The sequence below is a fragment of the Glaciecola sp. KUL10 genome, from assembly GCF_003203515.1.
GTDB lineage: Bacteria > Pseudomonadota > Gammaproteobacteria > Enterobacterales > Alteromonadaceae > Glaciecola.
The window spans coordinates 71,667-97,712 of the sequence record NZ_BGNG01000011.1; the positions used below are offsets into that span (position 1 = coordinate 71,667).

Genomic DNA, 26,046 nt, shown 5'->3' on the forward strand with positions numbered 1-26,046 from the left:
ATGTCTAACAACATTGTATGGCATGAGCACGAAGTCGACAAAGCGAGTCGTGCTAAGGCCCTTAATCAAAAACCTAGCGTTATTTGGCTAACAGGTTTGTCGGGCTCCGGTAAATCAACGGTTGCCAACCTGTTAGAAAAGAAGCTATTTGAACAAAAGCGTAAAACCTATTTGCTAGACGGTGACAACGTCAGACATGGCTTATGCGGCGACTTGGGTTTTGATGACAAAGCGCGCGTTGAAAACATTAGACGCATAAGCGAAGTCGCTAAGCTTTTCGTCGACTCTGGTACGATATTAATTACTGCTTTTATTTCGCCATTTAAGGCTGATAGAGACTTTTGTAGGTCATTGCTTCAAGAGAATGAGTTTATTGAAGTATTCGTGGATACTCCTTTAGAAGTTTGCGAACAACGAGATCCCAAAGGTCTTTATAAAAAAGCGCGTAGTGGGGACATCAAAAACTTCACAGGCATAGACTCTGCATATGAAGCGCCAGACTCACCGGAAGTTCATCTAGCGTATAAAGACGAAGCGCCTGAAGTGACCGCAGAGCGTTTGTTTAATGCGCTTATTGAGAAAGGATTAGTGTAATGACAGATTGGACGTTATCACAAGACCTAGCTGAAAAAGTGACACAAATCGCAATAGAAGCGGGCAGTAAAATAATGGAAATTTATGAGAAAGACTTCGCCGTTTACGACAAGTCTGATTCTAGCCCGTTAACCGAGGCTGATCTAGCTGCTCACCACCATATTGTTGATGGACTAAAAGCCGTTTCCGACTTACCGATATTGTCTGAGGAGTCAGCAGATATCGACTGGGCAACGCGCAAATCTTGGACGCGATATTGGTTAGTTGACCCATTAGATGGAACAAAGGAATTTATCAAGAAAAACGGTGAATTTACTGTAAATATCGCTCTAATCGAATATGGTGAGCCGACTTTTGGTGTGGTGCATGCCCCCGCTATCAATAAAACCTATGCGGGTAAAGTCGGTGAATTTGCCTACTTAAATGACAATGGCGTTAAAACAGCGATTTCTGCTCAACCGCATCGAGCAGGTGAAACGTGGAAGATAGTTGGAAGCCGCTCGCACCAAAGTCCAGAAATCAATAAAATTCTTGATGCACTGGGTGGAGAATCTGAGCTCGTGGCAATGGGTAGCTCCCTGAAACTTTGTCTAGTAGCAAGTGGTGAAGCTCATCTCTATCCTCGCGTTGGTCCAACTAGCGAGTGGGATACTGGAGCAGCACACGCGGTTGCTTTGGCAGCTGGCGCAAAAGTTACGGTACTTGATGCCGACAACGCGCTAAACCCTGACGCACACCCACTGCGCTACAACCAAAAAGACTCCCTTTTGAACCCCTATTTCTTGGTAAGTTGTTAATATGAATAACGAAAACGAATTATTGAAAAGCGACATATTGTCGTACTTAGAGCAGCATGAGAAAAAAGACCTCATGCGTTTTTTAACATGCGGAAGCGTTGATGACGGTAAAAGCACATTAATAGGCCGCTTGCTACACGATTCAAAAATGATCTACGAAGATCAGTTAGCTGCAATTACTAAAGACAGTAAAAAAGTAGGTACTACAGGCGAAAAAGTAGACTTAGCACTGTTAGTTGATGGTCTTCAGTCGGAACGAGAACAAGGTATTACTATTGATGTAGCTTATCGTTATTTCTCGACTGAAAAGCGTAAGTTCATCATCGCTGATACACCGGGACACGAGCAATACACTCGCAATATGGTAACGGGTGCTTCGACGTGTGACCTTGCTATCATTTTGATTGATGCAAGAGCGGGAGTTAAAACTCAGTCTAAGCGTCACTCTTTCTTAGTCTCATTGTTAGGTATTAAGCACGTTATCGTTGCAGTTAACAAAATGGACTTGATGGACTACCGCGAAGACGTTTACGAATCAATCAAGAAAGATTATTTAGAGTTTTCCAAGCAATTAGATATCCCTGACATTCGCTTTGTGCCGATTTCAGCATTAGAAGGCGATAATGTTGTTAACCGCAGCGAGCAAACACCTTGGTTCAAAGGCGACTTGTTGATGGAATTACTCGAAAATGTAGAGATTTCATCACAAGCACACCAAGAGTTTAGATTCCCAGTGCAATACGTTAACCGTCCTCACCTTAACTTTAGAGGCTTTGCAGGTACGATTGTTTCTGGTTCAATCAAACCTGGAGACGCAATAACGGCACTGCCATCTGGTAAAACATCAACTGTGAAGACTATCTCTACCTTCGATGGTGACCTCGAAGAAGGGGTAGCATCAAATGCTGTAACGCTTACGCTGAATGATGAGATCGATATTTCTCGCGGTGATATGATTGTCAAAAGCGACTCGCTGCCTCTTAACAGCAACACCTACAAAACACATATGGTGTGGATGTCTGAAGACGCCATGATCCCAAATAAGCAATATAGCTTTAAGTTTGCGACTAAACTGGTTTCTGGTAGCGTTTCAAGTGTCGATTATCTTATTGATGTCAACACACTAGAGCACACTGAAGCTCTGCATCTCAACTTAAACGAAATTGCTGTGGCAGACATCAAGCTAACACAAAACGTAGCTTGTGATGCCTACACTGAAAATCGTGCTACCGGTGCATTTATCATCATAGATAGATTGACCAATGGAACGGTAGGAGCCGGAATGGTAATTTCGGAAACGCAAGATCAGCAAGGTCAACACGAGTATTCAGAGTTTGAACTTGAGTTTAACCAATTAGTGAGAAAGCACTTCCCTCATTGGAATGCATTAGATATCTCGAAAAGCACTAGCTAAACGCGATAATTAAGATAAGTTAATAATGCAACTTAGGCACTTAGTGATTATGCTAACTACCTAGGTTGCATTTTTGGTTTAAAAATATAAACCAAGTATAAAAACAATACATAACAATAAAATATTTAGAGCAAACCAAATGCCCCCTTTGTTTTCATCATCAATATTCATTCACTGTAAATAGTCAGGATTTAAATAGAAAATGACTATCGAACAAATTTTAGTACTGGCTATTTTTACCTGTACCATTTTCGCGCTTATTTTTACCAGTAAACGCCCATCGACTATTTTTTCGGGTAGCGTACTTTTATTACTTCTGACACAACAACTTAGCTTTGACGATATTCTTGTCAACCTGACTAATAATGGTCTTGTAGCGCTTATATTACTGCTGCTTGTCAGCAGCTCTATCGACAAAACAGCTTTTATCAAACGACTTGGCCGCGCCATCATAAATAAGTCGTTTGCTAAGAGCTTTTGGAAAATGTTTGCGCTGACATTTTCTTCTTCAGCGCTGTTAAATAATACTGCAATCGTGGCGAGTCTAATTGGCCCTATAAAGCAAAATCAGCTTCACGCACCTTCTAAGTTATTGATACCTCTATCATATGCAGCAATCTTAGGTGGAACAGTCACGCTTGTTGGTACTTCGACAAACCTGATAGTTGACAGCTTTCTAAAGGAACATGGCCATCCAGGGTTTAACTTTTTCGACTTTACCTTGTTTGGTATGACTGCTGGCTTGATTTGTGGTCTTTTACTTTTCATCCTGAGTCCTTTACTTCCGACATTTGCTGGTAGCCAAAGTAAGTATCAGAGCTATCTAATAGAGGCTGAGGTTGAGTCTGATTCAGAATTAATTGGTAAGTCCGTAGAACAAAATCATTTGCGTAATCTGCCTGAACTATTTTTGCTCGAGGTAGTAAGAAAAGGTCAAATAATCTCACCCATTTCACCCGAATTTATCATTGAGGCCAATGACAAATTGATTTTTTCAGGCAACATTCAAAAGATCGATAACCTAGAGCACATAAAAGGCCTCACTACCTTTGCCGAAACAGACGGATTAATGCGAGAAAATCTAACTGAGGTGATAATATCTAATCGTGCTCCCATTATTGGAAAGTCAATGAAGCAGATAGGGTTCAGAGCGCTATTCGATGCCGCAGTGGTTGCCATTCGAAGAGACGGAGAACAAATCTCTGGCAAGATGGGTGACGTTAAGCTACGAGCTGGGGATTTTCTGCTACTCGCCACAGGCGGTGACTTCCAAAATCGAGACAATATTAGCAAAAACTTTTTTGTAGTTTCTGAACAAAAAATCGCGAGAAAACTTAGTAGCCTACAGGAAAACTTTACGCTTCTTGGCTTTATACTGACCATTGCAATCGCTGCGTTTACAGTGGTTCCATTGGCAAATGCCCTGCTTTTTTTCGCCGCGAGTCTAGTCGTTCTAAAAATCAGTTCAATTGCGGAAATAAAACGAAACCTCCCCCTTAACTTAATACTGGTTATTGTTGGCGCGTTGAGTTTAGCCACAGCACTTGAAAGCAGCGGTGTGTTAGACATATTAACTAGCTTTATTAGTCCTTACGTTACCACAGGTGGCGCACTGTATGCGTTAATCGCAATTTACTTACTGACCTTACTGTTAACTGAATTTGTTACGAACAACGCTGCAGCTGCGCTCATGTTCCCGTTTGCTTATGGAATGGTCCAAGCGTTAAACTTTCCGCTTATGCCCTTCGCTCTCGCTGTCGCATTCGCCGCAAGTGCAAGTTTTATTTCACCTTATGGGTACCAAACTAACCTATTGGTTTTTAGTGCCACTGATTATAAGTTTAAGCACTTTATTAAGTTAGGTCTGCCTATTTCGATTACTTATTCTTCTATTGTCATTTTCCTTTTGTATTGGGTATATCTTTAAGGTTTAGGTAAACCAACGCTAACCCCTAGCTCATAATAATTAGTCCATTATCATTCAAAATACTGAAATTCCTCATCATCAAGTATTATTTGTCGTTTTTGAGCTTAAGTTAGCAAAAATATTAACGTTAAAGTCCCCGTGCAAGCAAACACAAGCGCACTGATGATGGGTTAGTAGTTAGTAACGGAAATCTTTCACGGATGATATAGGGAAGCGGTTATGAAATTGAATTCTACATTAACGTGCTTACTTTGTTTGCTTTGCACCTTCCAAATTTTGGCCGAACCTGAGATTAATAAAGTACAGGACGTACACTTTGGTTCGGTTAATCTTTCAGACGCTTCAAAATGTCGACTTACGCGTCTAAATGGTGTGAGACAAGACTGTAGCGATATAAATGGCAATGTGTCAATTGGTCAATTGATTATCACCAACATTGATAAAAATTCAAATTATCTCATCAACGTTTCTGGTTCTACCAATGGGGCAATATACTTCAATCCCAAGGTAAGAATTAAGGGGGCAAAAGGCGGGGTTTTCATCCTAAGAGATGGCGAATCTGCAGCGGTCACCAGTAAAAACTCGGGTATTGATTTTACTGTCGAGGTGTATGGTGATATTACTATTTCAAGTGCTGGTTCGAACTTTGGCCCAATAGCGGTTGATTACAATATAACGATTGACCCCGACTCAAGTATATAACAGGACTTATCTCAAAAACATTAGTACGTTACACTTTAAATATATAAACCTAATGAAGTGTCCTCCTCCTTGCTACCTGTCGAAGAAATAATCCCGTCTTTATTAAATCAGCTACACGATGGTGATGCAATTGTCATTGCGCCACCCGGCGCAGGCAAATCCACCTGCATCCCCTTACATCTTCTGGCGCTTCAACAATTCAAATCAAAGAAAATCATCATGTTACAACCTCGCAGGGTTGCAGCAAAAACAGTTGCAGAATACCTGTCTAAACAGCTCAAGGAACCTTTAGGGAAGACAATCGGCTATAGAATCCGAGGAGAGTCGAAAGTTAGTCTGCATACTCGCTTAGAAGTAGTAACCGAAGGCGTCTTGACAAGAATGATCCAAGACAATCCAGAGTTATCCAATATTGGAATTATTATTTTTGACGAATTCCATGAGCGTAGTCTGCATGCAGACTTTTCTTTAGCTTTATCACTGGAACTCAAAGAGGCATTTAATGAACAATTACGGTTATTAATCATGTCTGCGACCCTTGATATAGATGACATAAAAAAGATAATGCCGAAGGCAACCGTATTTAGCTCAAAAGGGCGAAGCTACCCAGTTAATATCCAATATCGACCGAGCATAAATAAACAAATTAAATTAGTGGAACAGGTATCAGAGATAATTAAAGAGGCCTACTCAAAGCATATAAAAGATATATTGGTATTCTTGCCGGGTACATATGAAATAAATAAATTGTCACACCTATTTGAGGGTTACTGGTCTGATTTAATGGTCTTGCCCCTTCACGCTAGTCTAAAAAAGCAAGCTCAGGCTGAGGCATTACAGGCGGCTCCGGTGGGTATGCGCAAACTGATATTAAGTACGAATATTGCCGAAACGAGCCTCACAATTGACGGAATCGAAGTGGTCATTGACAGTGGCTTAGAAAAGTCCAGCCGCTTTGATTTGCGCTTGGGTGTGACCCAATTGTTAACTCAAAGGATTTCGCAAGCTTCTGCAGAACAACGCTCTGGTCGCGCTGGTAGACTCATGCCTGGCACGTGTTATCGCTTATGGAATGAAGAACTGCATTTTCGACTAGCAAAAAAACACCCTGCAGAAATCTTAACGACCGATATCTCTGGAATTACACTTGAAGCAAAAGCTTGGGGGTCGAACCTTGCTCAATTAAGCTTGATTGATCTCCCTAGCCAGACGCAGCAAGCGCATGCTAATAAACAATTGCTAAAACTGGGGCTTATTGATGAATCGGGAAAACTGACTGGACTGGGTACCAAAGCACAGCAATTAGGCACAAATCCAGACGTTGCTGTTATGTTGCTTAAGGCCCAAGCAATCAGTGTTGCACATTTATCCATGGCATGTGCACTTTGTGCTTTATTAGAGAGTAAAGACCCACTTATTCACGCCAGTACCCCATTACTCGAAGATAGATTCAATTTTTTACTTGCAAATAAACAAAATGAAATATGGAAGTTAATTACGCAATGGCATCAAAGGTTTAATATTACTTTGCAAACTTGGCCACTAGATGAACTTGCGGTCATCGTTGGCTTAGGCTTTCCATTGTGGATCGCAAAAAAGCGAGTGGCCCAAAATTACACCATGGCCAATGGTAGTGGAGCTTCAATGCATTCAAAGGTAAGTGAGAGCGCCATTATCACCTCTGCTAAATGGATAAGTATTGCTTCATTACAAGTTATTGGCAGCAATGCAAACAACACGGTCATAAAATATGCACAACCGATTACGATAGAACAGCTCGAAAAGCATTTTTCAAAGCACTTTTCAGTCGAAGAAGCATTATATTGGGATGAACAGAAACAGAAAATAAGTGCAATAGAACAACGGAAATTTAATGCAATCAAAGTATCGCATCAAAATAAAAGTATCAGCCCATCAACCTCAATGGTAACCATTTGGCAAAGACTGTTGACCGAGCGCGGCATAGGATTTATTCCTTTTGATAAGCATGCTAAAAATTTCATCCAACGAGTCAACATGCTATCCAGTATTGAAGCAGACTTTCCACTGTTGAGTGATGCCAACCTAATTAAATATGCCGACCAATGGTTATTGCCAGCCTTAGAAAAAACAATTGAATTTAAAAGCTTGAGTAAGTTACCTTTTCAAACGCTATTAAAGTCTATGCTCACGTATCAGCAGCAAAAAACGTTAGATACATTATTACCATTAAAACTTGAATTGCCTAATGGGCGGGCAGCTAACCTAGAGTATCAAGAAGATGGCAAAGTGGTGTTATCAGTCCGTATGCAAGAATTGTATGGACTAAAAGAACATCCTTATATTATGCGGGGAAAGATCCCTATCATTTGTGAGATATTATCCCCCGCTCAACGGCCTATTCAAACTACTATGGATTTGCCTAGATTCTGGAAAGGCAGTTACAGCGAGGTAAAAAAAGAAATGCGGGGGCGTTACCCTAAACACAGATGGCCTGATGACCCGAGCGTGGGTTAGCGAGTCTTAGTCATTAGACTGTTTTTTCTCGATAATCACATCAGCATAGGACCGCAGCTTGTCTTTGCTGCGCAATGCCTCAAAAGGGTCTTTGGGCTGGCCTTTCTTTTGTGGTTGCTCAGACTTTTCATCCGTTGAAGTAACCTGTAAGCGACCCAACAATTTTTTTAGTGCCGTATTGGTGCCACCTGAATCGAGCTCTTTTTCTGCTTGTTTCTTTTGGTTATACCAATGATTTACACCCAAAAACAAAATCACGCTGCCTATCCATATTAACCACTTAAGTGCAAATGATAGCCCTACGTGTTTTGGCTCTTCCAGAAGTGCATTGTAACTTAAATAGTCTTGATGAATTTGCCCAACGATGACCATACTAATAACAGTAATCACTAAGCTAACTAACAAAAATTTGTATCGCCGCCACAACAAACCAGACAATACAATATTAATGAGTTTATTCATTTAACCAAATACTCCAATGCCTAGCAATGCTAGCACTGCTAAAAGTCCCTTTTCTTTAATCGCAGAATAGATTTTTGCTTCTTCTTCTTGAACAATCACTTCAAGCTCTTCAGTAGCAAAGTCGTCTGGTTTAGCTTTAGCCAATACGATTCTTGTGTAAGCTCTTTTAATCGCTTTATCGCGTATTGCTTGTTTAAATTTATCTTTTGTTTTTCGAACTGGATTCACTGAAAACCTCTCTAGTCTAGCGCCTAGTTTACATTATAAGCAGACTAAAAGCCTAAAATAGCCACGTTCTTAAATGTAAATATTCTTGTCGACGTGATATTTTTAGCGTGGTTAATAGGTTTGAAATTCTTATGTTAGTGAGTGAAATAGAATCTTCGAAAAGGAAAATAAGAAATTAATGTCCACGAATCACACCCTAAGTTACCGAACAAGTTGTGCTTTGTTATGCTTGTGTTTTTTAATGTTACCGCAAAGCACACTGGTAGCAACTGAGTCACATCACACTCATGACGATATTAGCATCACCCAAAGTCAGCTAGATTCAATTGCGAAGAAGATTTATCAAAACGAAACAGGTTCAAACCCTAATTATTTGATTGCATGGAATGAAGGTGAAAACTTTGCGAGCCTTGGGCTTGGGCATTTCATTTGGTTTCCCAAAGGCTTAAATAGCCCTTTTACAGAAACGTTTCCTGATTTTATTGAATATCTGTTAGTACACGATGTGGCTGTTCCCGAGTGGATGCTCAATAATCGAGATTTCCCTTTCCATTCAAAAGAGAAATACACAAACGCAATCAATAGTGAAAAAATGTTGGCCTTGAAAAGGCTCATGCTGAACACGTTCTCTCATCAAATAAATTTCATTTTTAATAGAATGCAACGTGCATTACCACTGATGCTGAATGAAAATTTAAGTTTAGCGCAACAAAAACACGTGAGAGAACGATTCTACAAACTAGCCAATACCTCTCTAGGCCTATACTCATTGATAGATTACGTTAATTTTAAGGGTGAGGGTGTTTCCAAGTCAGAGCGATATGCTGACAAGGGTTGGGGACTGCTACAGGTGTTACTTAATATTCAAGATGACCAACAAAACATTAATGTAGCATTTAGCCAAGCATGCAAGTATGTACTGAATAGACGAGTATACAATTCTCCACAAAGAGAAATTGAGGCCAAATGGATAAAAGGTTGGGAAAGGCGCTGCGATACATACCGCTAATTAAACAAGGCTTTTAAGGCGCAGTTGAACTTCAATAATCGACGAAGCGTATTAATGCAATAAATGAGTTAACGAGAACATTAAGCATGCTTTTAACAAGGCGAGGTGCATTGCTTGCGAAGCTAATTTGGATCAACCTGCTGATAGCAACCGCAAGCTACCATGCCAACGCATCCTCTATTCCTATGATAAACTTTGAAGAAAAAACAGAAATTCAAGAGTGGCGAGTAGTTAATGATACAGTCATGGGCGGACTCTCGCGAGCGGGTTTGGACATCATTGATGGTAGCGCGTTTTTTTATGGCATACTATCGCTGCGCAATAACGGTGGGTTTGCGTCGGTAAGGCGTCCTCTTCGATTAACATCATTGAGCAATAAAGCGCTGGTTAGAGTCCGAGTAGTAGGAGATGGTAAAACCTATCAACTTCGTTTTCGAATGGACGGTTATTACGATGGCGTCTCATACTCAGCCTCATTTACCACTCTACAAGGTGAAGTAAGCGAACATATATTTTCACTAACAGATTTTAAAGCGAGTTTCAGAGGGCGACAGGTCATTGATGCTCCAGCTTTAAGTTGGCCCAGTGTAAGACAAGTCGCATTGATGATTTCTGAAAAACAGGAAGGTAAGTTTAAATTACTTGTCGACTCCATTACGTGGTTTGAGCAAGCTTAAGATTTTATGATAATGATACTTGACCAACTCTATTTATTCACGCAGGCTTGTCTCAACACACTGCAACAACATATCAGGGACTGAACATGCCGTTAATTTTCAATCGCATACATTTGAGCAAGCCTCGTCAACTACAGCTGATGATAAAACGCAGTTTCGTGTTTATAGTTTTGATTTGCTTAACTCATTTTGCTCACTCTGCGGGAAACATTGATGACTCAAAGACCTTAGCAGCGTATAAATTTAATCCTACAGACAATCCGATGCAAACGGCCCTAGATGCTATTCAATCTGCGAAGACAAATCATAAACTAGCGATGGTTGTACTGGGTGCACAATGGTGTCACGACAGCCGCGCAGTTGCAGCTCAATTTTCAAAGCCAGAGATGCAAAAGATTTTAAATCGTGAATATGAACTTGCATTTATTGATGTGGGATATCTAGAAGACCGTCGAGCAATAACTGAACACTTTGGTTACCCTACTTATTTTGCAACGCCAACCGTGATGATTATCGAGCCCATTTCAGGTCAAATTGTCAATTTTGACTCACTTCCTAAGTGGTCTAGTGGCGCAAGCGTGCCTTACGAAGAGTATTTAAAAGACTTTGCCAACCCCACTTCTTTACTTGGTAGCACTGGTGTTCAAGCACTGACTCCTGAATTAAAAGCCTTTGAAAAATCACAAGCAGAAAGACTCTCATTAGCTTATAAAAAAATGGGACCTGACTTATTAAAAGATGTAAACAAGACGTTGGAAGACAGCAAAGGCTTCTATGCCTTGTGGAATGAAGCACGTCAGTTTAGAGGACAACTTCAAAAAAGTATTCACAAGCTCCGTAAGATACATCCATCGGCATTGACCATTCAGATGATTGAACAAGAAGTACAAGCTAAACAGAGTTGGGAAACTGAGTAAAAGAAAGCCTAAATATAAGGCTCAAGGTATAAATCATATTGATGACATTACTTAGAACAAAAAACCATGAATAAAGCGCTCAAAACACACACAAATATCGATAATCACAGTTGATTATTGTGTGCGCTTTGGCTAACATGCGTGCCATCTTAAACGAAGACGTTTATAAATGAATAAAACAACTTTTTGCCACCATCATCATTTGCAAGCATAACCTTTCAGGTTGGTGCTGGAAGGGTCGTGTTTCCTTTCCAGTGGTAAGAAGATAAATCTCAAACCCTCGAAAGGAAACTTTTGAGGGTTTTTCTTTTTCAATCGCTCGCGTTATTCATGCTAGCTGTAATAAAGACAAACGTTTCAACACCCTCTTTGATGGTAATCATAAGATACTGAGTAATAAGTTATCCATTACACATAAGAGTAAACAAGGAAAATAAGCAATGAGCGACACTAAAAGACTAAAGATAGCGGTTCAAAAGAAAGGCCGTTTGAGTGATGACAGTATTGCACTTTTAAAAGCGATTGGCATAAAGCTTCAAATTAGAGATCGCTTGCTTATTGCCCATTCAACTAATCAGCCGATCGACTTGCTGCTTGTGCGCGATGATGACATCCCGGGGTTAGTCATGGATGGCGTTGTTGACTTGGGCTTTATCGGCGAAAACGAATTAGAAGAAAAAATGCTTGAACGTCAAGCGTCGAATCGCCCTGCCGGCTTTGAAACACTTCGTCGCCTAGACTACGGAGGTTGCCGTTTATCAATTGCGATCCCAAATGAAATGAACTACAAAGACACAAGCTCTCTAAACGGCACTAAAGTCGCGACCACCTACCCTTACCTACTTGAACGATACTTCAAAAATGAAGGTATCGATGCCAAAGCGGTCATGCTAACGGGCTCTGTTGAAGTCGCCCCGAGAGCGGGTGTTGCTGATGCAATTTGTGACCTGGTCTCAACAGGAGCAACACTCGAAGCGAATGGCCTGAAAGAACAAGAAGTTATTTTTCAATCAAAAGCGGTATTAATTCAAAAAGAACAAGCGCTAAGCGAAGACAAGCAAGCACTCGTCAATCGTTTACTGCCACGCATCGATGGTGTGATGCAGGCTAAAGAAAGCAAATATATCATGCTGCACGCGCCCTCAGCTTATCTTGAGCAAGTTAAAAGTTTACTTCCTGGTGCTGAAAACCCAACCGTATTGCCACTTGCTGGCAACCAAGACACAGTAGCGATACACGTTGTGAGTTCAGAAACGCTGTTTTGGGAAACGATGGAAAAACTAAAAGCCCTTGGCTGTAGTTCCATCCTAGTCATGCCAATTGAGAAAATGATGGGGTAATGCCGATGGATGCGTCAACAATTATTGTTTGGAGTGCGCTTTCTACAGACGAACAAGCTCAAGCTTTGTCTCGGCCTGCCCTAAAAGACAGTGCGTTGCTAAAAGATACTGTTACCAAAATTGTCAGCCAAGTGCGTGAAAATAAAGACGCAGCTGTACTGTCTTACACTAAAGAGTTTGATGGTGCCGAATTAAGTTCACTGCGCCTTGATGAAGCATTGATAGACAATGCAGAAGCAGAGTTAAGCACAAAGGTTAAACTAGCGATTGATACTGCTTATCAAAATATAAAAACCTTTCACGAAGCACAGCGTCCTCAAGATATTCGCATTGAAACAGCGCCCGGCGTCATTTGCGAACAAAAACATGCCGCCCTTGAAGCGGTAGGATTATATATTCCCGGCGGAAGCGCTCCATTGCCATCAACGGTCTTAATGTTAGGTGTGTCCGCACAAGTAGCAGGATGTGAATTACCCATATTGTGCACCCCTCCATCGATTCAGGGCACTATCGCTGCTGAAATAAGATACGCTGCAAAAATTTGTGGTATCAAGCACATTTACTTGTGTGGCGGCGCACAAGCGGTGGCGGCTATGGCCTTTGGCACAGAAACCATTCCCAAAGTAGATAAAATCTTTGGCCCTGGTAATAGTTTTGTAACAGAAGCTAAACAACAAGTTAGCCAAGCAATTGGCGGCGCGGCAATTGATATGCCCGCCGGTCCATCTGAAGTACTAGTCATTGCCGACGCAGATGCTAATCCAGCTTATGTCGCCGCAGATTTGCTCAGCCAAGCAGAGCACGGTGCAGATTCACAAGCTGTATTGGTAAGTGATAGCGAATCATTGATCGAACTGACACGCCAACAAGTTGTGTTGCAACTTGCACAATTATCGAGAAAAGACATCGCAGGAAAAGCAGTTGAGCACAGTCGCTATATTTTGACCAAAGATCTTGATGAATCTGTTGCAGTATCTAATGCATATGCGCCTGAACACTTAATCGTACAAACCGAAAATGCCCGTGAGTTAGTGGCAAAACTACGTCACGCAGGTTCAATTTTTGTGGGTGCGTATTCACCTGAATCAGCGGGCGATTACGCAAGTGGTACTAATCACGTATTGCCCACCTATGGTTATGCACGAAACTACAACAGCCTCGGTTTACTTGACTTTATGCGCCGCTATACAATTCAAGAACTCAGCAAAGAAGGCTTACAAAATATCGGCGATGCCATTATGGACTTAGCTGAAGCTGAAGGTTTAGATGCTCACAAACACGCAGTTGCCATAAGGCTCAATGATACAGGTATAACATAATGAGTAAGTGGCTAGAAAACCTCACAGTTGATCACGTCAATCAACTTACACCATATGAATCTGCTCGACGCTTGTTCTCAGCCGCAGATTCATCAGATGACGTGAAACGCGTTTGGATGAATGCAAACGAATCACCTTTTAGCAAAGACTACGAGATCAACAGCGAGTTTTATAATCGTTATCCAGACTGCCAACCCGATGAGTTAATCAGTGCTTATGCTGAATATGCGGGTTTAGTAAAGCCACAAACCTTGGTAACACGTGGCGCAGACGAAGGTATCGAGTTGGTCATCCGCGCGTTTTGTGAAGCTGAAAAAGACAGTGTGCTGATTTGCCCGCCCACCTATGGGATGTATGCGATCAGTGCACAGACCTTTAATGTGGGTGTTGAAAAATCGCTATTAAACGCTGATTTCTCACTAAATCTTGAAGATATCAAGCGCTATGTCGGTAAAGTCAAAGTGGTATTTATCTGTTCGCCAAATAACCCGACAGGTACAAGCGTTAAACGCGCTGATATAATTGAGGTATTAGAAGCATTTAAAGACCAAGCCATCGTTGTGGTTGACGAGGCCTACATAGAGTTTGATCAAGAAAGCACGCAAACAGCTTTGCTTGATACTTACGACAATCTAGTTGTTTTGCGTACTTTATCAAAAGCCTTTGCTCTGGCAGGTTTGCGTTGTGGATTTACCCTTTCATCAGCGCAGATTATTCAAACCTTGCTTAAAGTCATCGCGCCGTACCCAATCGCAGCGCCAGTTGCTCAAATCGCCACTCAAGCTTTAAGCCCTATTGGATTGCAATACATGCAATCGCAAGTTAACACTTTGAATGAATACTTAAGCGAGATGGCGGCACAATTAAATACTATTGGTGACATTGAAGTCGTGGGCGCAACCTATGGCAACTTTGTGCTGTTTCGCACGCAACAAAAACAAGCACTGATGGACTACTTAGTTGCAAATTCAATGCTTATTCGCGACCAATCGAAGCAAGTTATGCTCGAAAACTGTTTGCGGATTAGTATTGGTGACGAACAACAAAACCAACAGCTTATCGAATTAATCAGGGCATTTTACGCATAAAGCGTGACGAAGCATAGGAATATAGAAATGAGTCAACAAGCTATTCTTTTTATTGATAGAGACGGCACGCTAGTAGAAGAGCCGCCTGTCGACAAGCAGTTAGATAAACTTGAAAAGTTGGTCTTCGAGCCACAAGTCATTCCTGAATTACTCAAACTTCAGCATGCTGGTTTTAAGTTGGTCATGGTATCTAACCAAGATGGTTTGGGCACCGATAGCTTCCCGCAAGCCGACTTTGATGCACCTCATGATTTGATGATGCAAATATTCACTAGCCAAGGTGTCAAGTTTGATGATGTACTGATATGCCCTCACTTTGACGAAGACAATTGCTCATGCCGCAAGCCTAAACTAGGGTTGGTAAAAGAGTATTTGCAACAAGGCAAAGTCGACTTTACCCGTTCGTTTGTAATTGGCGATCGCGATACCGACATTCAACTCGCTGAAAACATGGGTATCAAAGGCATTAAATATGATCCCAAAACTAACAACTGGCCAGCTATCTCAAGGCAGATACTAGTTACAGAACGCACGGCAACCGTTATTCGCACCACCTCTGAAACTGACATTCACGTCACAGTAAATTTAGATAAAGCTGATAAACCTGAGATCCACACAGGTCTGGGCTTTTTTGACCACATGCTTGACCAAATCGCCACCCATGCTGGCTTTTATCTAGATGTAAAAGTTGACGGGGATTTACATATTGATGATCACCACAGTGTCGAAGATACAGCATTAGCACTGGGTGAATGCTTGAAAAAAGCGCTAGGCGATAAACGTGGGATCGGCCGGTTTGGCTTTGCTTTGCCAATGGATGAATGTCGCGCAGAGTGCATTATGGATATTTCAAACCGACCGCACCTTAAATTTGAAGCTGAATTTACACGCGAGTCAGTAGGTGAAATGGCTACCGAGATGGTGCCTCACTTCTTCTATTCAATCGCTCAGTCAATGGGTTTATCTTTGCATCTCTCGACGACCGAGGGCAACGCACACCACCAAGTTGAAAGTCTGTTCAAAGTCTTCGGACGTGCGTTAAGACAAGCGATCAGCAAACAAGGTGATGCACTACCTAGCACCAAAGGAGCGTTGTAAATGGCAAGTAATCTGGTCATTGTGAATACTGGCTGCGCTAATATTTCTTCTGTTAAGTTCGCTTTTGAACGCATAGGTGCACAAGTCACCGTAAGTGACGATACAGCAGTGATTAGTGCTGCAGATAAGGTCCTGTTACCTGGGGTTGGTTCTGCGCCTGCCGCGATGAAAAGCATCAAAGCAAAACAGTTAGAGGCATGCCTTCAAGGGCTGACTCAACCCGTCTTAGGTGTTTGTTTAGGTATGCAACTGATGGTGTCAGATTCGCAAGAAGGCGAATTTGGTTCAACAAAAACCACTGACTGTCTCAATTTAATACCCGGACAGGTAAAGCGTATGCAAGTTGGCGAGCTTCGTCTGCCGCATATGGGTTGGAACAAAGTTGTCAACAAATACAACAATGACTTGTTTAAAGGCATTGGCGATGGCGAGTTTTTCTATTTTGTTCACAGTTTCGCGATTGAGGATTATCAGCACACGCTTGCAAGCTGTGAGTACGGCGGTGTTTTCTCTGCCGCCATTCACAAAGACAATTTCTACGGTGTTCAATTTCACCCAGAACGCTCAAGTGATGCGGGTGCGCACTTGCTCGAAAACTTTTTAAAGATGTAAGGACACTTATTCATGATCATCCCAGCCATTGACCTTATTGAAGGCAAAGTCGTTAGACTTTACCAAGGTGATTACAATCAGACGACTGAATATAAACTCGACCCCGTTGATGTTGTGCATCAATATGCTGATGATGGCGCGCAGTGGCTTCATATCGTTGATTTAACAGGTGCAAAAGATACAAATAAACGCCAACTTGAGTTGATAGCGTCTATGGTTGCGACCAAACGCATGAAGTTTCAAAGTGGCGGCGGCGTGCGCACAAAAGCCGATGTGGAAGGCTTGTTAAACGCGGGCGTTGAACGCGTAGTCATAGGTTCACTTGCAGTCACACAGCCAGAAGTTGTAGAGCAGTGGATGCAAGAGTTTGGTGCTGAGCATATTGTGTTAGCACTGGATATTAACATTGATGAAAGCGGCAACAAATTTGTAGCAACACACGGTTGGCAAAAAGATTCTGGCGTGTCGATTGAAAGCTTAATTGAGCGCTATAAAAAAGTGGGCCTTAAGCATGTACTGTGCACGGATATCAGTCGAGATGGCACATTACAAGGCGCTAATGATGTACTTTACACAGAGGTTGCAAAGCAATTTCCCGAGATCGAATGGCAAGCTTCTGGCGGTATCGGCAGTTTGAATGACATTGAAGTACTTAAGCCAACTAATGTGGCCGGTGTTATTTTAGGTCGCGCCCTGTTAGAGGGCAAATTTACGGTTAAACAAGCAATTGAATGCTGGGAAGCATAGGCTTACTTGCTAAAAAATGCACATTAGTGGACTTTTTTACGAGCGATAGCTTCAATTAGTAATCACGTAAAAAGCAATAAATCGATTCAATTAGGCGCTTAATTTAACAAGTTGTTCACATTGATAAGAAAAGTTTAGACCAACTTAAGTGGCTTATCCTCAAAAATGAGTGAAATAAGGTGATAAGTCCACCTAAAGCCTTGATCAAATAACTTTGTTAGCCCTACTTATTCAATTACAATGTAGAATAAGTAGACAATGAATATTCATACAAGTAGGAAGATAACATGGCAGTGTTTGGTACCGTATTTATGCCTAAAATGGCAATGGCGACCTTTGAAAATCAAAAGTGGAGTGAGACACAAGTGGTCTCATCAGATGCCATTAGTATGCACCCAGGCGCACATGTGCTTCACTATTCAAGTACTTGTTTTGAGGGTTTAAAAGCATTTCGTCACGAAGATGGCGGTATTTATGTGTTTAGAATGGACCAAAACGTCGCTCGCTTTAAGCAAAGTTCGCAATTGCTTAATTTACCACCAGTGGACGATGCACAAATATCGAAGATGATTTTAGACATTGTCGCAATGTATGCAGACGAAGTACCCGAGCCTCCTGGCTCGATGTATATTCGCCCTACGCACATCGGTATGGAAGCATCAATTGGCAAAGCTGCAGCACCTTCTGCTACCTCGATGATGTACGTATTGCTTTCTCCAGTAGGTGATTACTTTGCTGGCGGTGCTAAGCCTTTACGTTTGCTACTAGATGAGACAGGCATGCGCTGCGCACCTCACATGGGTATGATCAAAAGCGGTGGTAACTACGCAAGTGCCTTAGGCCCAATCTTAGAAGCGCGCAGCGAAGTACAAGCAGACCAAATCTTATTTTGCCCAAATGGCGATGTTCAAGAAACTGGCGCGGCTAACTTTGTGCTTATTGATGGCAATGAAATCATCACCAAAGCGCTCGACTCAAGCTTCCTACACGGTGTCACACGTAGCTCAGTTTTAACGCTTGCTGCTGATATGGGCATGACAGTTAGCGAACGAGATATTACTGTTGAAGAATTACTAGAACGCGCTCAAAAACCGGGCACCGAAGCAGCTTTATCAGGAACTGCGGCAGTATTAACTCCCGTAGGTACGTTTATTCACAACGGTAAAGAATATCAAGTTGGCAATGGCGAGCCTGGCGAAACCACCATGAAACTCAGACAGCGTTTAAATGATATTCAATGGGGTAAAGCACAAGACAAACACAATTGGTTAGTCAAAATAGCTTAATCGTACATTTTATAAAGGCCAAATATTTATGTTAGCAAGACGTATTATTCCTTGCTTAGATGTCAGAGACGGCGTGGTTGTCAAAGGCGTTAAGTTTAGAAATCACGAAATTATAGGCGACATCGTCCCCTTGGCGGAACGCTATGCGAAAGCTGGCGCAGACGAACTTGTGTTTTATGATATTACCGCTTCTAGCGATCAGCGCGTCGTTGATAAAAGCTGGGTCAGCAAAATAGCGCAAGTCATCGACATACCATTTTGTGTCGCAGGCGGAATCAAGTCTGTAGAAGATGCTGGCAAAATCTTAGAAATGGGTGCTGACAAGATATCCATTAACAGCCCTGCCCTTGCTAATCCGAGTTTAATTAAAGAGCTTCACGACACATTTGGTCAACAGTGTGTCGTAATTGGTATCGACAGTTTTTATAACGAAGAAACACAAAAATACGAAGTTTATCAGTTCACAGGCGACGAAAGCCGCACACAAAAAACAGCGTGGCAAACCATCGACTGGATTAAAGAAGTGCAAACCCATGGCGCGGGTGAAATCGTGCTTAATTGCATGAACCAAGACGGAGTTCGTAAAGGTTATGACCTTGAGCAACTTAGCGCAGTGCGCAATGCCTGCCATGTGCCGCTGATTGCATCAGGCGGTGCCGGCGAAATGCAACACTTTGCTGATGTGTTTAAACAAGCAGATGTTGACGGAGCATTGGCAGCTTCTGTTTTTCATAAATCGATAATTGATATACCAGAGCTTAAGGCGTGGCTTAGTGAGCAAGGTGTTGTCATGCGGGTGAATAAGTAGCGGGTGAATATCTGTCACCTGCGTAATCCGTCATTCCCGCGAACTTTCTCGTCATTCCTGGGAACTTACTCGTCATTCCTGGGAACTTACTCGTCATTCCCGCGCATGCGGGAATCTCGTACATTACATGCAAATCTGATGATTTTCGAGTTTGCTGTGTTCCAAGGAGGTTCTCGCGTAAGCGGGAATGATGGGTATGGAAATGATGTTTCTTTAGTTTCGTGCTAACAAAACTAATGAGCAAACATTACCAGAGAACATTCAGCGCGCCAGATAAGCCCACTCCCTTTCATAAAATTTGTGCCGCAAGGACGCGGCACCAAAGCGGCATGGATGCCCTCGTGCGGTTTTATGAAAGGGAGTGGGCTTATCTGGCAAAAGCTGAATATAGCTTACGGAGCACAGTGGTGGATGTTAGTTTTGCTATGTTCCAAGGAGGTTCCCGCATGCGCGGGAATGACGTTCTGCGTAGGAATAACGTCTGTGCGTAGGTATGACGCGTGTGTAACAAATCGCTTTAAAAAATATAAAACCAAGCAAAGGAAATTAATATGAAAGTAACAAAAGACAATTTAAATCAACTCGCTTGGGAAAAAATGGACGGCTTACTTCCATGTATCGTTCAGGACGCATTTTCAGCACAAGTGTTGATGCAAGGTTACATGGACAAAGCAGCGTTAGAGAAAACGTTCGATACTCAACTAGTGACCTTTTTCAGCCGCTCTAAACAGCGTCTATGGACAAAAGGTGAAACTAGCGGTAACACCCTTGAGTTAAAAAGCATTAGCGCCGATTGTGATGAAGATTCACTGTTAGTTTTAGTCAAGCCAAATGGCCCTACTTGTCATACAGGCACAACAAGCTGTTGGTTCGATGGCGAATTGCCTACCATGAGCTTCGTTGCCGAATTAGAGCAGGTTTTGTCTGCTAGAAAGTCGGCTGATCCGAGTTCTAGCTATACAGCAGAATTATACTCAAAGGGAATTAAGCGCATCGCACAAAAGGTCGGTGAAGAAGGTGTCGAAACAGCCTTAGCGGCAACAGTAAAGGATTTAGATGAATTAAAAAATGAATCTGCTGACCTACTCTACCACTTGATTGTATTGCTTCAGGCCAGTGATTTATCACTTCAAGACTCGATTGAAGTGTTGCAAAAACGTCATCAAAAAAATAATTTAAATTTTTTAAAATATTTCCTTGAAAAAATAGCATGTGTTCACATATTGATATTGTAGACGCCGAAAGGGTCACAAAAACCGTCGCCGAATAATCGGGACACTTAATTAATACATATTGCTTAAATTTAAAAAGGATATGACTATGCGTACTATCGATCTATCTCCACTTTACCGTTCATTCATTGGCTCAGACCATCTTGCATCTATGATTGATGCTGCTGCTCGCAATGAAAAACAAGCATCTTACCCGCCATACAATATCGAATTACTGGGTGAAGACAAATACAGAATCACGATGGCTGTTGCAGGATTTGCAAAAGACGATGTGGTTATTGAAGTTCAAGAGAACACACTGAAAGTCAGCGGAAACAAAGAAGCTAACAAGACAGAAGAGGAACGTAAATTCCTACACAAAGGCATTTCAGCGCGGAACTTTGAACGAAAATTCCAACTCGGCGACAATGTAAAAGTGCTTGCAGCAGATATGGATAACGGCTTATTGCACATCGACCTAGAAAGGGTTGTACCCGAAGCTAAAAAGCCAAGACGTATCGAAATTGGTAGCCAATTAATTGAAAACCAATAAGCCTTAAAGTAAACATATTCCCTAGATGAGGCGCCCAATCGGGCGCCTTTTTGCACTAATAACTCGTAGAATTATGGCAATAATAAAGCATCAATCAAAGCTATAAAATCAGTGTGCTTTGACGCCCTTAAAAATTAAAATAACTTGCTGCAAACACTCCTAAATTAAACACGCTTAACCCCAACAAGACTAAAAAAGTTGCAATCATGCCAGAAAAACGCTGCCAACTAACCCCTGGATTCTTTAGCAATCCAATGCCGTGAAATATTCTTCCATAAACGAGTAATGCACCGAAAACGTATAAAATCCAAGACGGGGCGGCATTTAATTCTGCAATAAAAAACAAAATCAGACATATTGGCGTGTATTCAGCAAAATTGCCATGCGCGCGGATTGCTTGCTGAAGTTTAGCCACTCCACCGTCGCCGATCCCCACAGCATTTGCTCGTCGAGCACCAACAACGGCAAACGAAAGGTATAAAAATACCAAGCCTAAGATACCGGTAAATAAAGCGGTTAACGGAAAGTTCATTATTAATTCTCTTTGTGATTAAGTTAGATTCATGTAAAGTAAAAGGCGTTATATATAAACAACTTAGTTAATATAACAACTTTGAAGCACATAATCGCGCCAATAAACTTGTTTTAAAGTAAATCGATTGTTAGATTAAATAAATGCTTTTAGTTTTAAGCACCTAAGTGAAAAACATCGAATTTATTTCTAATTACCACGCTAGGTATGCCGATAGTCAAACAGTATCGCGCGACACATTTTATTCAGGAGTGAACAATTGAGCCATCTATTTAGACTAGGGGTGATGCTTGTCATCGTCTGGTTGTTACTTTCTGGTATGTACGAACCGTTAATGCTTGCCTTTGGTGTATTTTCCGTTGCTGTTTCTTTATGGCTTACCAAGCGAATGCTTCGGATAGATAAAGAAAGTTACACCTTTTTCGTCACTGGTAGTTTGCTTAACTTTCTCGGTAAACTCTTTGTAAAAATCGTTGTTTCTAATATCGATGTCAGTTTGCGCGTACTCGGATTCAAAAAGGTTGAATCTACATTTATCACTATTGATGTACCCTACGATAATGATGTCGCTAAAGTACTTTATGCAAATGCCATAACATTAACACCAGGTTCTGCAAGCATTGCTTTGCACGACCATACCCTTCTTGTACACACCATTAGCGCCGAAGGTGCGCAAGCGTTGGCTGATAACGACATTCTCGACATAATGCCGAGCCAATATGAAATCAAACCTTTGGAGGCCTCAACTAAATGAGCATGTACTATCTAGCTGCAGGCTTGGCTATTTGTATCACAATGGCCCTTGGATTAGCGCGAGCACTACTCGGCCCAAATGTCTTCGACCGCATTCTTGCCGTCAATATGTTTGGTACAAAAGCTGTTTTACTCGTTGCCTTGTTTGCCTTTTACTCGGGTAGACATGACTTACTCGATATTTCACTGCTGTATTCTCTTTTGAACTTCGTTGGTGTTATTGCAGCCTTAAGACTTGTTGAAAGAGGTAAGTTTTTTGCAAATGAAGATGAGCAAGCCAAAAAAAAGTTAATTGAAGAGTCCAATAATAAAAGTGATTCAGGAGATAAAAATGCTTGAAATCATTGGTTTCATACTGATAGGAATTGGGTGCTTACTTGGATTGATTGGCGGTATTGGCGTAATTCGATTACCTGATTTATATGCTAGATTACATGCTGTTGGGGTCACTGATACCCTTTGCTCATTCTTAATACTCACTGGGCTTGCGTTTCAAGCTGATCACTACATTATTGTCGTCAAATGCATATTAATCTTCCTATTCCTGCTATTCACGAGTCCAGTATCTTCTTATGCACTTGCAAATAATGCGTGGCGCTGGGGCTTAACACACAATCAAAAAATTCACATCATTAGCAAAGACAAGGCGGATACATGAGCTTAATTGTTAATTTGGTCTTACTTGTATTTCTACTTGTAATGGCGTTGGCGGTGCTTAAAACCCGTCACCTTTTTGCAATGGCAATGTTGTTTGGGCTTTATAGTCTTCTTGTTGCAGGACTTTTTGTTGTTTTAGATGCGCCTGATGTTGCATTTACTGAGGCTGCTGTAGGCACAGGCATTTCTACGGTTCTAATGCTGGTGACACTAGCATCGACCAAGAGCGGCCATGAACTAGTGTCAACAGCAAAGACAAGAGTTGCACCACTCATCATGTGTTTTGTGATGGGGGGAGTATTAATCTACGGCACTCACGATATCGCTGAACTTGGAAAAATTGACAGCGCCCCACATCAACAAGTTGCGGCTCGATATATAAAAGATGGACAAAAGGACACCGGAGTACCTAATCTCGTAACTGCCGTACTCGCAAGCTACCGAGGCTTCGACACATTAGGTGAGGTAACAGTAGTGCTTACAGCGGGCATAGGTGTTTTGATGTTGCTCGGCAATCGCAGAAAACTAAGAGTAAAGGAGTCTGCCAATGAATAATGACCTTGTCCTACGCGCAGCAACAAAATGGCTCTCTCCAGTCATCATCCTCTTTGCTTTATATGTGCAATTCCATGGTGACTACAGTCCTGGTGGTGGGTTTCAAGCTGGCGTGATATTCAGTTCTGCAATTTTGCTCTACGCGTTAACCTATGGTATGCAAGCCGCATTGCAATTAATACCAGAATGGGTTCTGCGCTTAGGAGCTAGTTTGGGTGTTTTGCTATATGCCGGTGTTGGGGTCGTGGCAATGCTCAAAGGTGGAAACTTCTTAAATTATAGCGTACTTGCAGAAGAGCCTGTCGCGGGTCAACACATTGGTATCATTATCATAGAGCTAGGCGTTGGGTTGACCGTTGCATCGGTGATGGTTCTGCTCTTTTTTACATTTGCTAGAAGGGTGGCTCCGGAATGATTGATTATATAGTTGGGCACATCAATTACTGGTTGATTATCGCAGTCATGATGGTAGGTCTATACACCCTTATGAGTCGTTCAAACTTAATAAAAAAACTAGCTGGTTTAGCGATGTTTCAAACAGCGGTTATTTTATTCTATGTAAGCCTTGGTAAGGTAGATGGCGGAACAGTTCCAATCGTAGCCGAGGGATATACTTTGTATTCAAACCCTCTTCCACAAGTATTGATGTTGACTGCTATCGTAGTTGGTGTTGCGACGACAGCACTTGGTTTTGCACTCGTTATTCGAATTAAAGAAGCTTATGAATCGGTAGAAGAACACGAGATTTCACAAATGGATGAAAAAGAATGAACGAACAATTAACCATTCTTTTAGTTGTTATCCCGCTGATTGCAGCACCGATTACAGCATTGTTTAAAAACAAAGACATTGCATGGGCGATAACACTATTGGTAAGCACTGCATGTTTTGTATTGTCAGTTATCATTATGCTTGACGTAATTGATGGCAAACATGTTATTTACGAACTAGGTGGTTGGCGACCTCCTTGGGGAATAGAGTATAAGATTGATGCGTTAAATGCTTTTATCGCATTGATAGTGAGTGGTATCGCAACAATCTCTAGTATTTATGCTAAGTCCAGTGTTGAGCACGAAATTGATGATTCAACTATCCCCCTGTTTTATGCAGCTTTTCAATTATGTTTACTGGGTTTACTGGGAATCGCTTTAACTGGTGACGTTTTTAATCTATTTGTTTTCCTCGAAATTTCGTCTTTATCCACATATGCGCTCATTAGTATGGGAAAACACAGGAAAGCGCTGACAGCGGCATTTTCGTATCTAATTCTGGGGACAGTAGGGGCAACATTTTTCTTAATTGGCGTTGGCTTTTTATTCGCAGCCTCTGGGAGCTTAAACACAGCCGATATTGCACAACGTTTCGAAACGTTTGCGCACATGCAGCTTGTTGAAACAGCTCTTATTTTCATGGTGTTAGGCATTGCGCTCAAAGCAGCAGTTTTCCCTTTACACAGTTGGCTTCCAAATGCATATAGTCAGGCGCCGTCTGCAGTCAGTGTATTCCTATCAGCAACCGCCACAAAAGTATCTATTTACGCATTATATCGTGTTTTATTTGACCTCTACCCCGTCCAATATTGGGTCGATATGCTAATGCCACAAATCTTACTTTCATTGGGCTGTGTCGCTGTTATTTACGGCAGTTACAGAGCGTGGCAACAAGTCGAAATGAAACGCCTTTTAGCATTTTCAAGTGTCGCTCAAATTGGCTATATGATTATTGGCTTGGCACTGCTTAATCAAAATGGCTTAACCGCCTCAATTATGCATTTATTCAACCATGCAGTCATAAAAGCAACATTGTTTATGGGCGCGGGTATCTTACTTTATAGGGCTAATACTACTGACCTTGGCAGTTTAAGAGGTATGGGAAGAGATATCCCTTGGTCGTTTGCCGCCATGGTTATTGCTGGTCTCAGCCTTATCGGCGTACCTGGCACTGTTGGCTTCATCACTAAATGGTACTTGTTAGAATCCGCAATTGAAACTGGTCAGTGGATCGTAGTAGTTACAATCGTTATTGGTTCTGTACTTGCAATCGGGTATGTATGGAAAATAGTCGAGTCACTGTACTTTAGAAGCAGTCGTAAGGTTCATATCCATGCCGTGGAGAGTGGCGATGATAGTGTTGGTAAAACACCGATTGGCATGGCAGTAGCACTATGGATTGGCGCAGGTTTGTGTATTTTCTTTGGTTTAAATACTGACTTGTCATTTGATGCAGCAACCACTGCAGCACTTTCATTACTTAAGCAATAGGAG

The 26,046-nt window shown here is 41.7% G+C and carries 30 protein-coding genes and 1 other annotated feature; of the genes, 26 read left to right on the forward strand and 4 right to left on the reverse strand.

The genetic code is table 11. The features are described from left to right. The 6 genes from cysC (at window position 1) to hrpB (ending at window position 7,930) form a co-directional block, all read left to right on the forward strand. Window positions 1-594, forward strand: coding sequence for an adenylyl-sulfate kinase (gene cysC / locus KUL10_RS15820; RefSeq protein ID WP_110429919.1), 594 nt, complete (start codon window positions 1-3; stop codon window positions 592-594). Further along, the gene (gene cysQ / locus KUL10_RS15825; RefSeq protein ID WP_110429920.1) at window positions 594-1,391 is read left to right on the forward strand and encodes a 3'(2'),5'-bisphosphate nucleotidase CysQ; all 798 of its coding nucleotides are present in this window, start codon (window positions 594-596) and stop codon (window positions 1,389-1,391) included. The genes cysC and cysQ overlap by 1 nt, the downstream gene beginning before the upstream one ends. A 1-nt stretch (window position 1,392) precedes the next feature. After that, window positions 1,393-2,805, forward strand: a complete 1,413-nt coding sequence (cysN, locus tag KUL10_RS15830; RefSeq protein WP_110429921.1) for a sulfate adenylyltransferase subunit CysN — start codon at window positions 1,393-1,395, stop codon at window positions 2,803-2,805. Window positions 2,806-3,007: 202 nt separating this feature from the next. Then, entirely contained in the window at window positions 3,008-4,732 is a 1,725-nt protein-coding gene (locus KUL10_RS15835; protein WP_110429922.1) for an SLC13 family permease, read from the forward strand. A 219-nt stretch (window positions 4,733-4,951) separates the two neighbouring features. Further along, complete coding sequence (locus KUL10_RS15840; protein WP_110429923.1) at window positions 4,952-5,434, forward strand: hypothetical protein; 483 nt, start codon at window positions 4,952-4,954, stop codon at window positions 5,432-5,434. A gap of 69 nt (window positions 5,435-5,503) precedes the next feature. After that, the gene (hrpB, locus tag KUL10_RS15845) at window positions 5,504-7,930 is read left to right on the forward strand and encodes an ATP-dependent helicase HrpB (protein WP_110429924.1); all 2,427 of its coding nucleotides are present in this window, start codon (window positions 5,504-5,506) and stop codon (window positions 7,928-7,930) included. A 6-nt stretch (window positions 7,931-7,936) separates the two neighbouring features. Here hrpB and KUL10_RS15850 read toward each other — a convergent pair whose 3' ends face one another. Both KUL10_RS15850 and KUL10_RS15855 read right to left on the reverse strand, forming a co-directional pair. After that, on the reverse strand, window positions 7,937-8,392 hold the full coding sequence (locus tag KUL10_RS15850) for a hypothetical protein (protein WP_110429925.1): 456 nt from the start codon (window positions 8,390-8,392) through the stop codon (window positions 7,937-7,939). Then, window positions 8,393-8,620, reverse strand: coding sequence for a hypothetical protein (locus KUL10_RS15855; protein WP_110429926.1), 228 nt, complete (start codon window positions 8,618-8,620; stop codon window positions 8,393-8,395). It abuts the gene before it with no gap. 241 nt (window positions 8,621-8,861) lie between these two features. On the opposite strand from KUL10_RS15855, the gene KUL10_RS15860 reads away from it, so the two are divergent. From KUL10_RS15860 to hisF, 11 genes are all read left to right on the forward strand, one after another. Continuing rightward, complete coding sequence (locus KUL10_RS15860; RefSeq protein WP_233499858.1) at window positions 8,862-9,629, forward strand: hypothetical protein; 768 nt, start codon at window positions 8,862-8,864, stop codon at window positions 9,627-9,629. An 86-nt stretch (window positions 9,630-9,715) separates the two neighbouring features. After that, entirely contained in the window at window positions 9,716-10,306 is a 591-nt protein-coding gene (locus KUL10_RS15865) for a CIA30 family protein (RefSeq protein WP_110429928.1), read from the forward strand. A gap of 86 nt (window positions 10,307-10,392) precedes the next feature. Continuing rightward, complete coding sequence (locus KUL10_RS15870; protein WP_110429929.1) at window positions 10,393-11,223, forward strand: thioredoxin family protein; 831 nt, start codon at window positions 10,393-10,395, stop codon at window positions 11,221-11,223. Between the two features lie 189 nt (window positions 11,224-11,412). After that, window positions 11,413-11,532: a sequence feature (His leader region), on the forward strand. 131 nt (window positions 11,533-11,663) lie between these two features. Next, entirely contained in the window at window positions 11,664-12,563 is a 900-nt protein-coding gene (gene hisG, locus KUL10_RS15875; protein WP_110429930.1) for an ATP phosphoribosyltransferase, read from the forward strand. 20 nt (window positions 12,564-12,583) lie between these two features. Continuing rightward, window positions 12,584-13,882: a histidinol dehydrogenase gene (hisD, locus tag KUL10_RS15880; RefSeq protein ID WP_146216795.1), complete on the forward strand. Its 1,299-nt coding sequence runs from the start codon at window positions 12,584-12,586 to the stop codon at window positions 13,880-13,882. Continuing rightward, window positions 13,882-14,970 (forward strand): histidinol-phosphate transaminase, encoded by a 1,089-nt coding sequence (gene hisC, locus KUL10_RS15885; RefSeq protein ID WP_110429932.1) that lies wholly within the window; start codon window positions 13,882-13,884, stop codon window positions 14,968-14,970. Before hisD ends, hisC begins: the two co-directional genes overlap by 1 nt. Before the next feature lie 27 nt (window positions 14,971-14,997). After that, the gene (hisB, locus tag KUL10_RS15890; protein WP_110429933.1) at window positions 14,998-16,068 is read left to right on the forward strand and encodes a bifunctional histidinol-phosphatase/imidazoleglycerol-phosphate dehydratase HisB; all 1,071 of its coding nucleotides are present in this window, start codon (window positions 14,998-15,000) and stop codon (window positions 16,066-16,068) included. Continuing rightward, window positions 16,069-16,680: an imidazole glycerol phosphate synthase subunit HisH gene (gene hisH, locus KUL10_RS15895; protein ID WP_110429934.1), complete on the forward strand. Its 612-nt coding sequence runs from the start codon at window positions 16,069-16,071 to the stop codon at window positions 16,678-16,680. 12 nt (window positions 16,681-16,692) lie between these two features. After that, window positions 16,693-17,427, forward strand: coding sequence for a 1-(5-phosphoribosyl)-5-[(5-phosphoribosylamino)methylideneamino]imidazole-4-carboxamide isomerase (hisA, locus tag KUL10_RS15900; RefSeq protein WP_110429935.1), 735 nt, complete (start codon window positions 16,693-16,695; stop codon window positions 17,425-17,427). A 287-nt stretch (window positions 17,428-17,714) separates the two neighbouring features. Further along, window positions 17,715-18,713 carry a branched-chain amino acid aminotransferase gene (locus KUL10_RS15905; protein ID WP_110429936.1) on the forward strand — a complete coding sequence of 333 codons (999 nt, stop codon included), beginning with the start codon at window positions 17,715-17,717 and terminating at the stop codon, window positions 18,711-18,713. Between the two features lie 28 nt (window positions 18,714-18,741). Then, the gene (gene hisF / locus KUL10_RS15910) at window positions 18,742-19,521 is read left to right on the forward strand and encodes an imidazole glycerol phosphate synthase subunit HisF (protein ID WP_110429937.1); all 780 of its coding nucleotides are present in this window, start codon (window positions 18,742-18,744) and stop codon (window positions 19,519-19,521) included. Here hisF and KUL10_RS18685 read toward each other — a convergent pair. Further along, complete coding sequence (locus tag KUL10_RS18685; RefSeq protein WP_158525411.1) at window positions 19,502-19,645, reverse strand: hypothetical protein; 144 nt, start codon at window positions 19,643-19,645, stop codon at window positions 19,502-19,504. The genes hisF and KUL10_RS18685 overlap by 20 nt on opposite strands. A gap of 427 nt (window positions 19,646-20,072) precedes the next feature. On the opposite strand from KUL10_RS18685, the gene hisIE reads away from it, so the two are divergent. Next, window positions 20,073-20,756, forward strand: coding sequence for a bifunctional phosphoribosyl-AMP cyclohydrolase/phosphoribosyl-ATP diphosphatase HisIE (gene hisIE, locus KUL10_RS15920; protein ID WP_110429939.1), 684 nt, complete (start codon window positions 20,073-20,075; stop codon window positions 20,754-20,756). Window positions 20,757-20,841: 85 nt separating this feature from the next. Next, window positions 20,842-21,285, forward strand: coding sequence for an Hsp20 family protein (locus KUL10_RS15925; RefSeq protein WP_110429940.1), 444 nt, complete (start codon window positions 20,842-20,844; stop codon window positions 21,283-21,285). 127 nt (window positions 21,286-21,412) lie between these two features. On the opposite strand, the gene KUL10_RS15930 is transcribed toward KUL10_RS15925, so the two are convergent. Beyond that, on the reverse strand, window positions 21,413-21,817 hold the full coding sequence (locus tag KUL10_RS15930) for an MAPEG family protein (protein WP_110429941.1): 405 nt from the start codon (window positions 21,815-21,817) through the stop codon (window positions 21,413-21,415). A gap of 259 nt (window positions 21,818-22,076) precedes the next feature. Here KUL10_RS15930 and KUL10_RS15935 point away from each other — a divergent pair, with 259 nt between their 5' ends. Genes KUL10_RS15935 through KUL10_RS15965 form a run of 7 tightly spaced genes read left to right on the forward strand, consistent with a single transcriptional unit; the run spans window position 22,077 to window position 26,043 of the window. Beyond that, a complete protein-coding gene (locus KUL10_RS15935; protein WP_146216794.1) occupies window positions 22,077-22,571 on the forward strand; it encodes a Na+/H+ antiporter subunit E in 495 nt (164 codons plus the stop codon). Beyond that, entirely contained in the window at window positions 22,568-22,909 is a 342-nt protein-coding gene (locus KUL10_RS15940) for a monovalent cation/H+ antiporter complex subunit F (RefSeq protein WP_233499859.1), read from the forward strand. The genes KUL10_RS15935 and KUL10_RS15940 overlap by 4 nt, the downstream gene beginning before the upstream one ends. Then, the gene (gene mnhG / locus KUL10_RS15945) at window positions 22,902-23,228 is read left to right on the forward strand and encodes a monovalent cation/H(+) antiporter subunit G (RefSeq protein ID WP_110429943.1); all 327 of its coding nucleotides are present in this window, start codon (window positions 22,902-22,904) and stop codon (window positions 23,226-23,228) included. The genes KUL10_RS15940 and mnhG overlap by 8 nt, the downstream gene beginning before the upstream one ends. Then, complete coding sequence (locus tag KUL10_RS15950; RefSeq protein WP_110429944.1) at window positions 23,225-23,782, forward strand: DUF4040 domain-containing protein; 558 nt, start codon at window positions 23,225-23,227, stop codon at window positions 23,780-23,782. The genes mnhG and KUL10_RS15950 overlap by 4 nt, the downstream gene beginning before the upstream one ends. Further along, window positions 23,775-24,197, forward strand: a complete 423-nt coding sequence (locus KUL10_RS15955; protein WP_110429945.1) for a Na(+)/H(+) antiporter subunit B — start codon at window positions 23,775-23,777, stop codon at window positions 24,195-24,197. The genes KUL10_RS15950 and KUL10_RS15955 overlap by 8 nt, the downstream gene beginning before the upstream one ends. After that, window positions 24,194-24,553 carry a cation:proton antiporter subunit C gene (locus KUL10_RS15960; protein ID WP_110429946.1) on the forward strand — a complete coding sequence of 120 codons (360 nt, stop codon included), beginning with the start codon at window positions 24,194-24,196 and terminating at the stop codon, window positions 24,551-24,553. Before KUL10_RS15955 ends, KUL10_RS15960 begins: the two co-directional genes overlap by 4 nt. Continuing rightward, complete coding sequence (locus KUL10_RS15965) at window positions 24,550-26,043, forward strand: monovalent cation/H+ antiporter subunit D family protein (protein ID WP_110429947.1); 1,494 nt, start codon at window positions 24,550-24,552, stop codon at window positions 26,041-26,043. The genes KUL10_RS15960 and KUL10_RS15965 overlap by 4 nt, the downstream gene beginning before the upstream one ends. The last annotated feature ends 3 nt before the right edge of the window (window positions 26,044-26,046 follow it).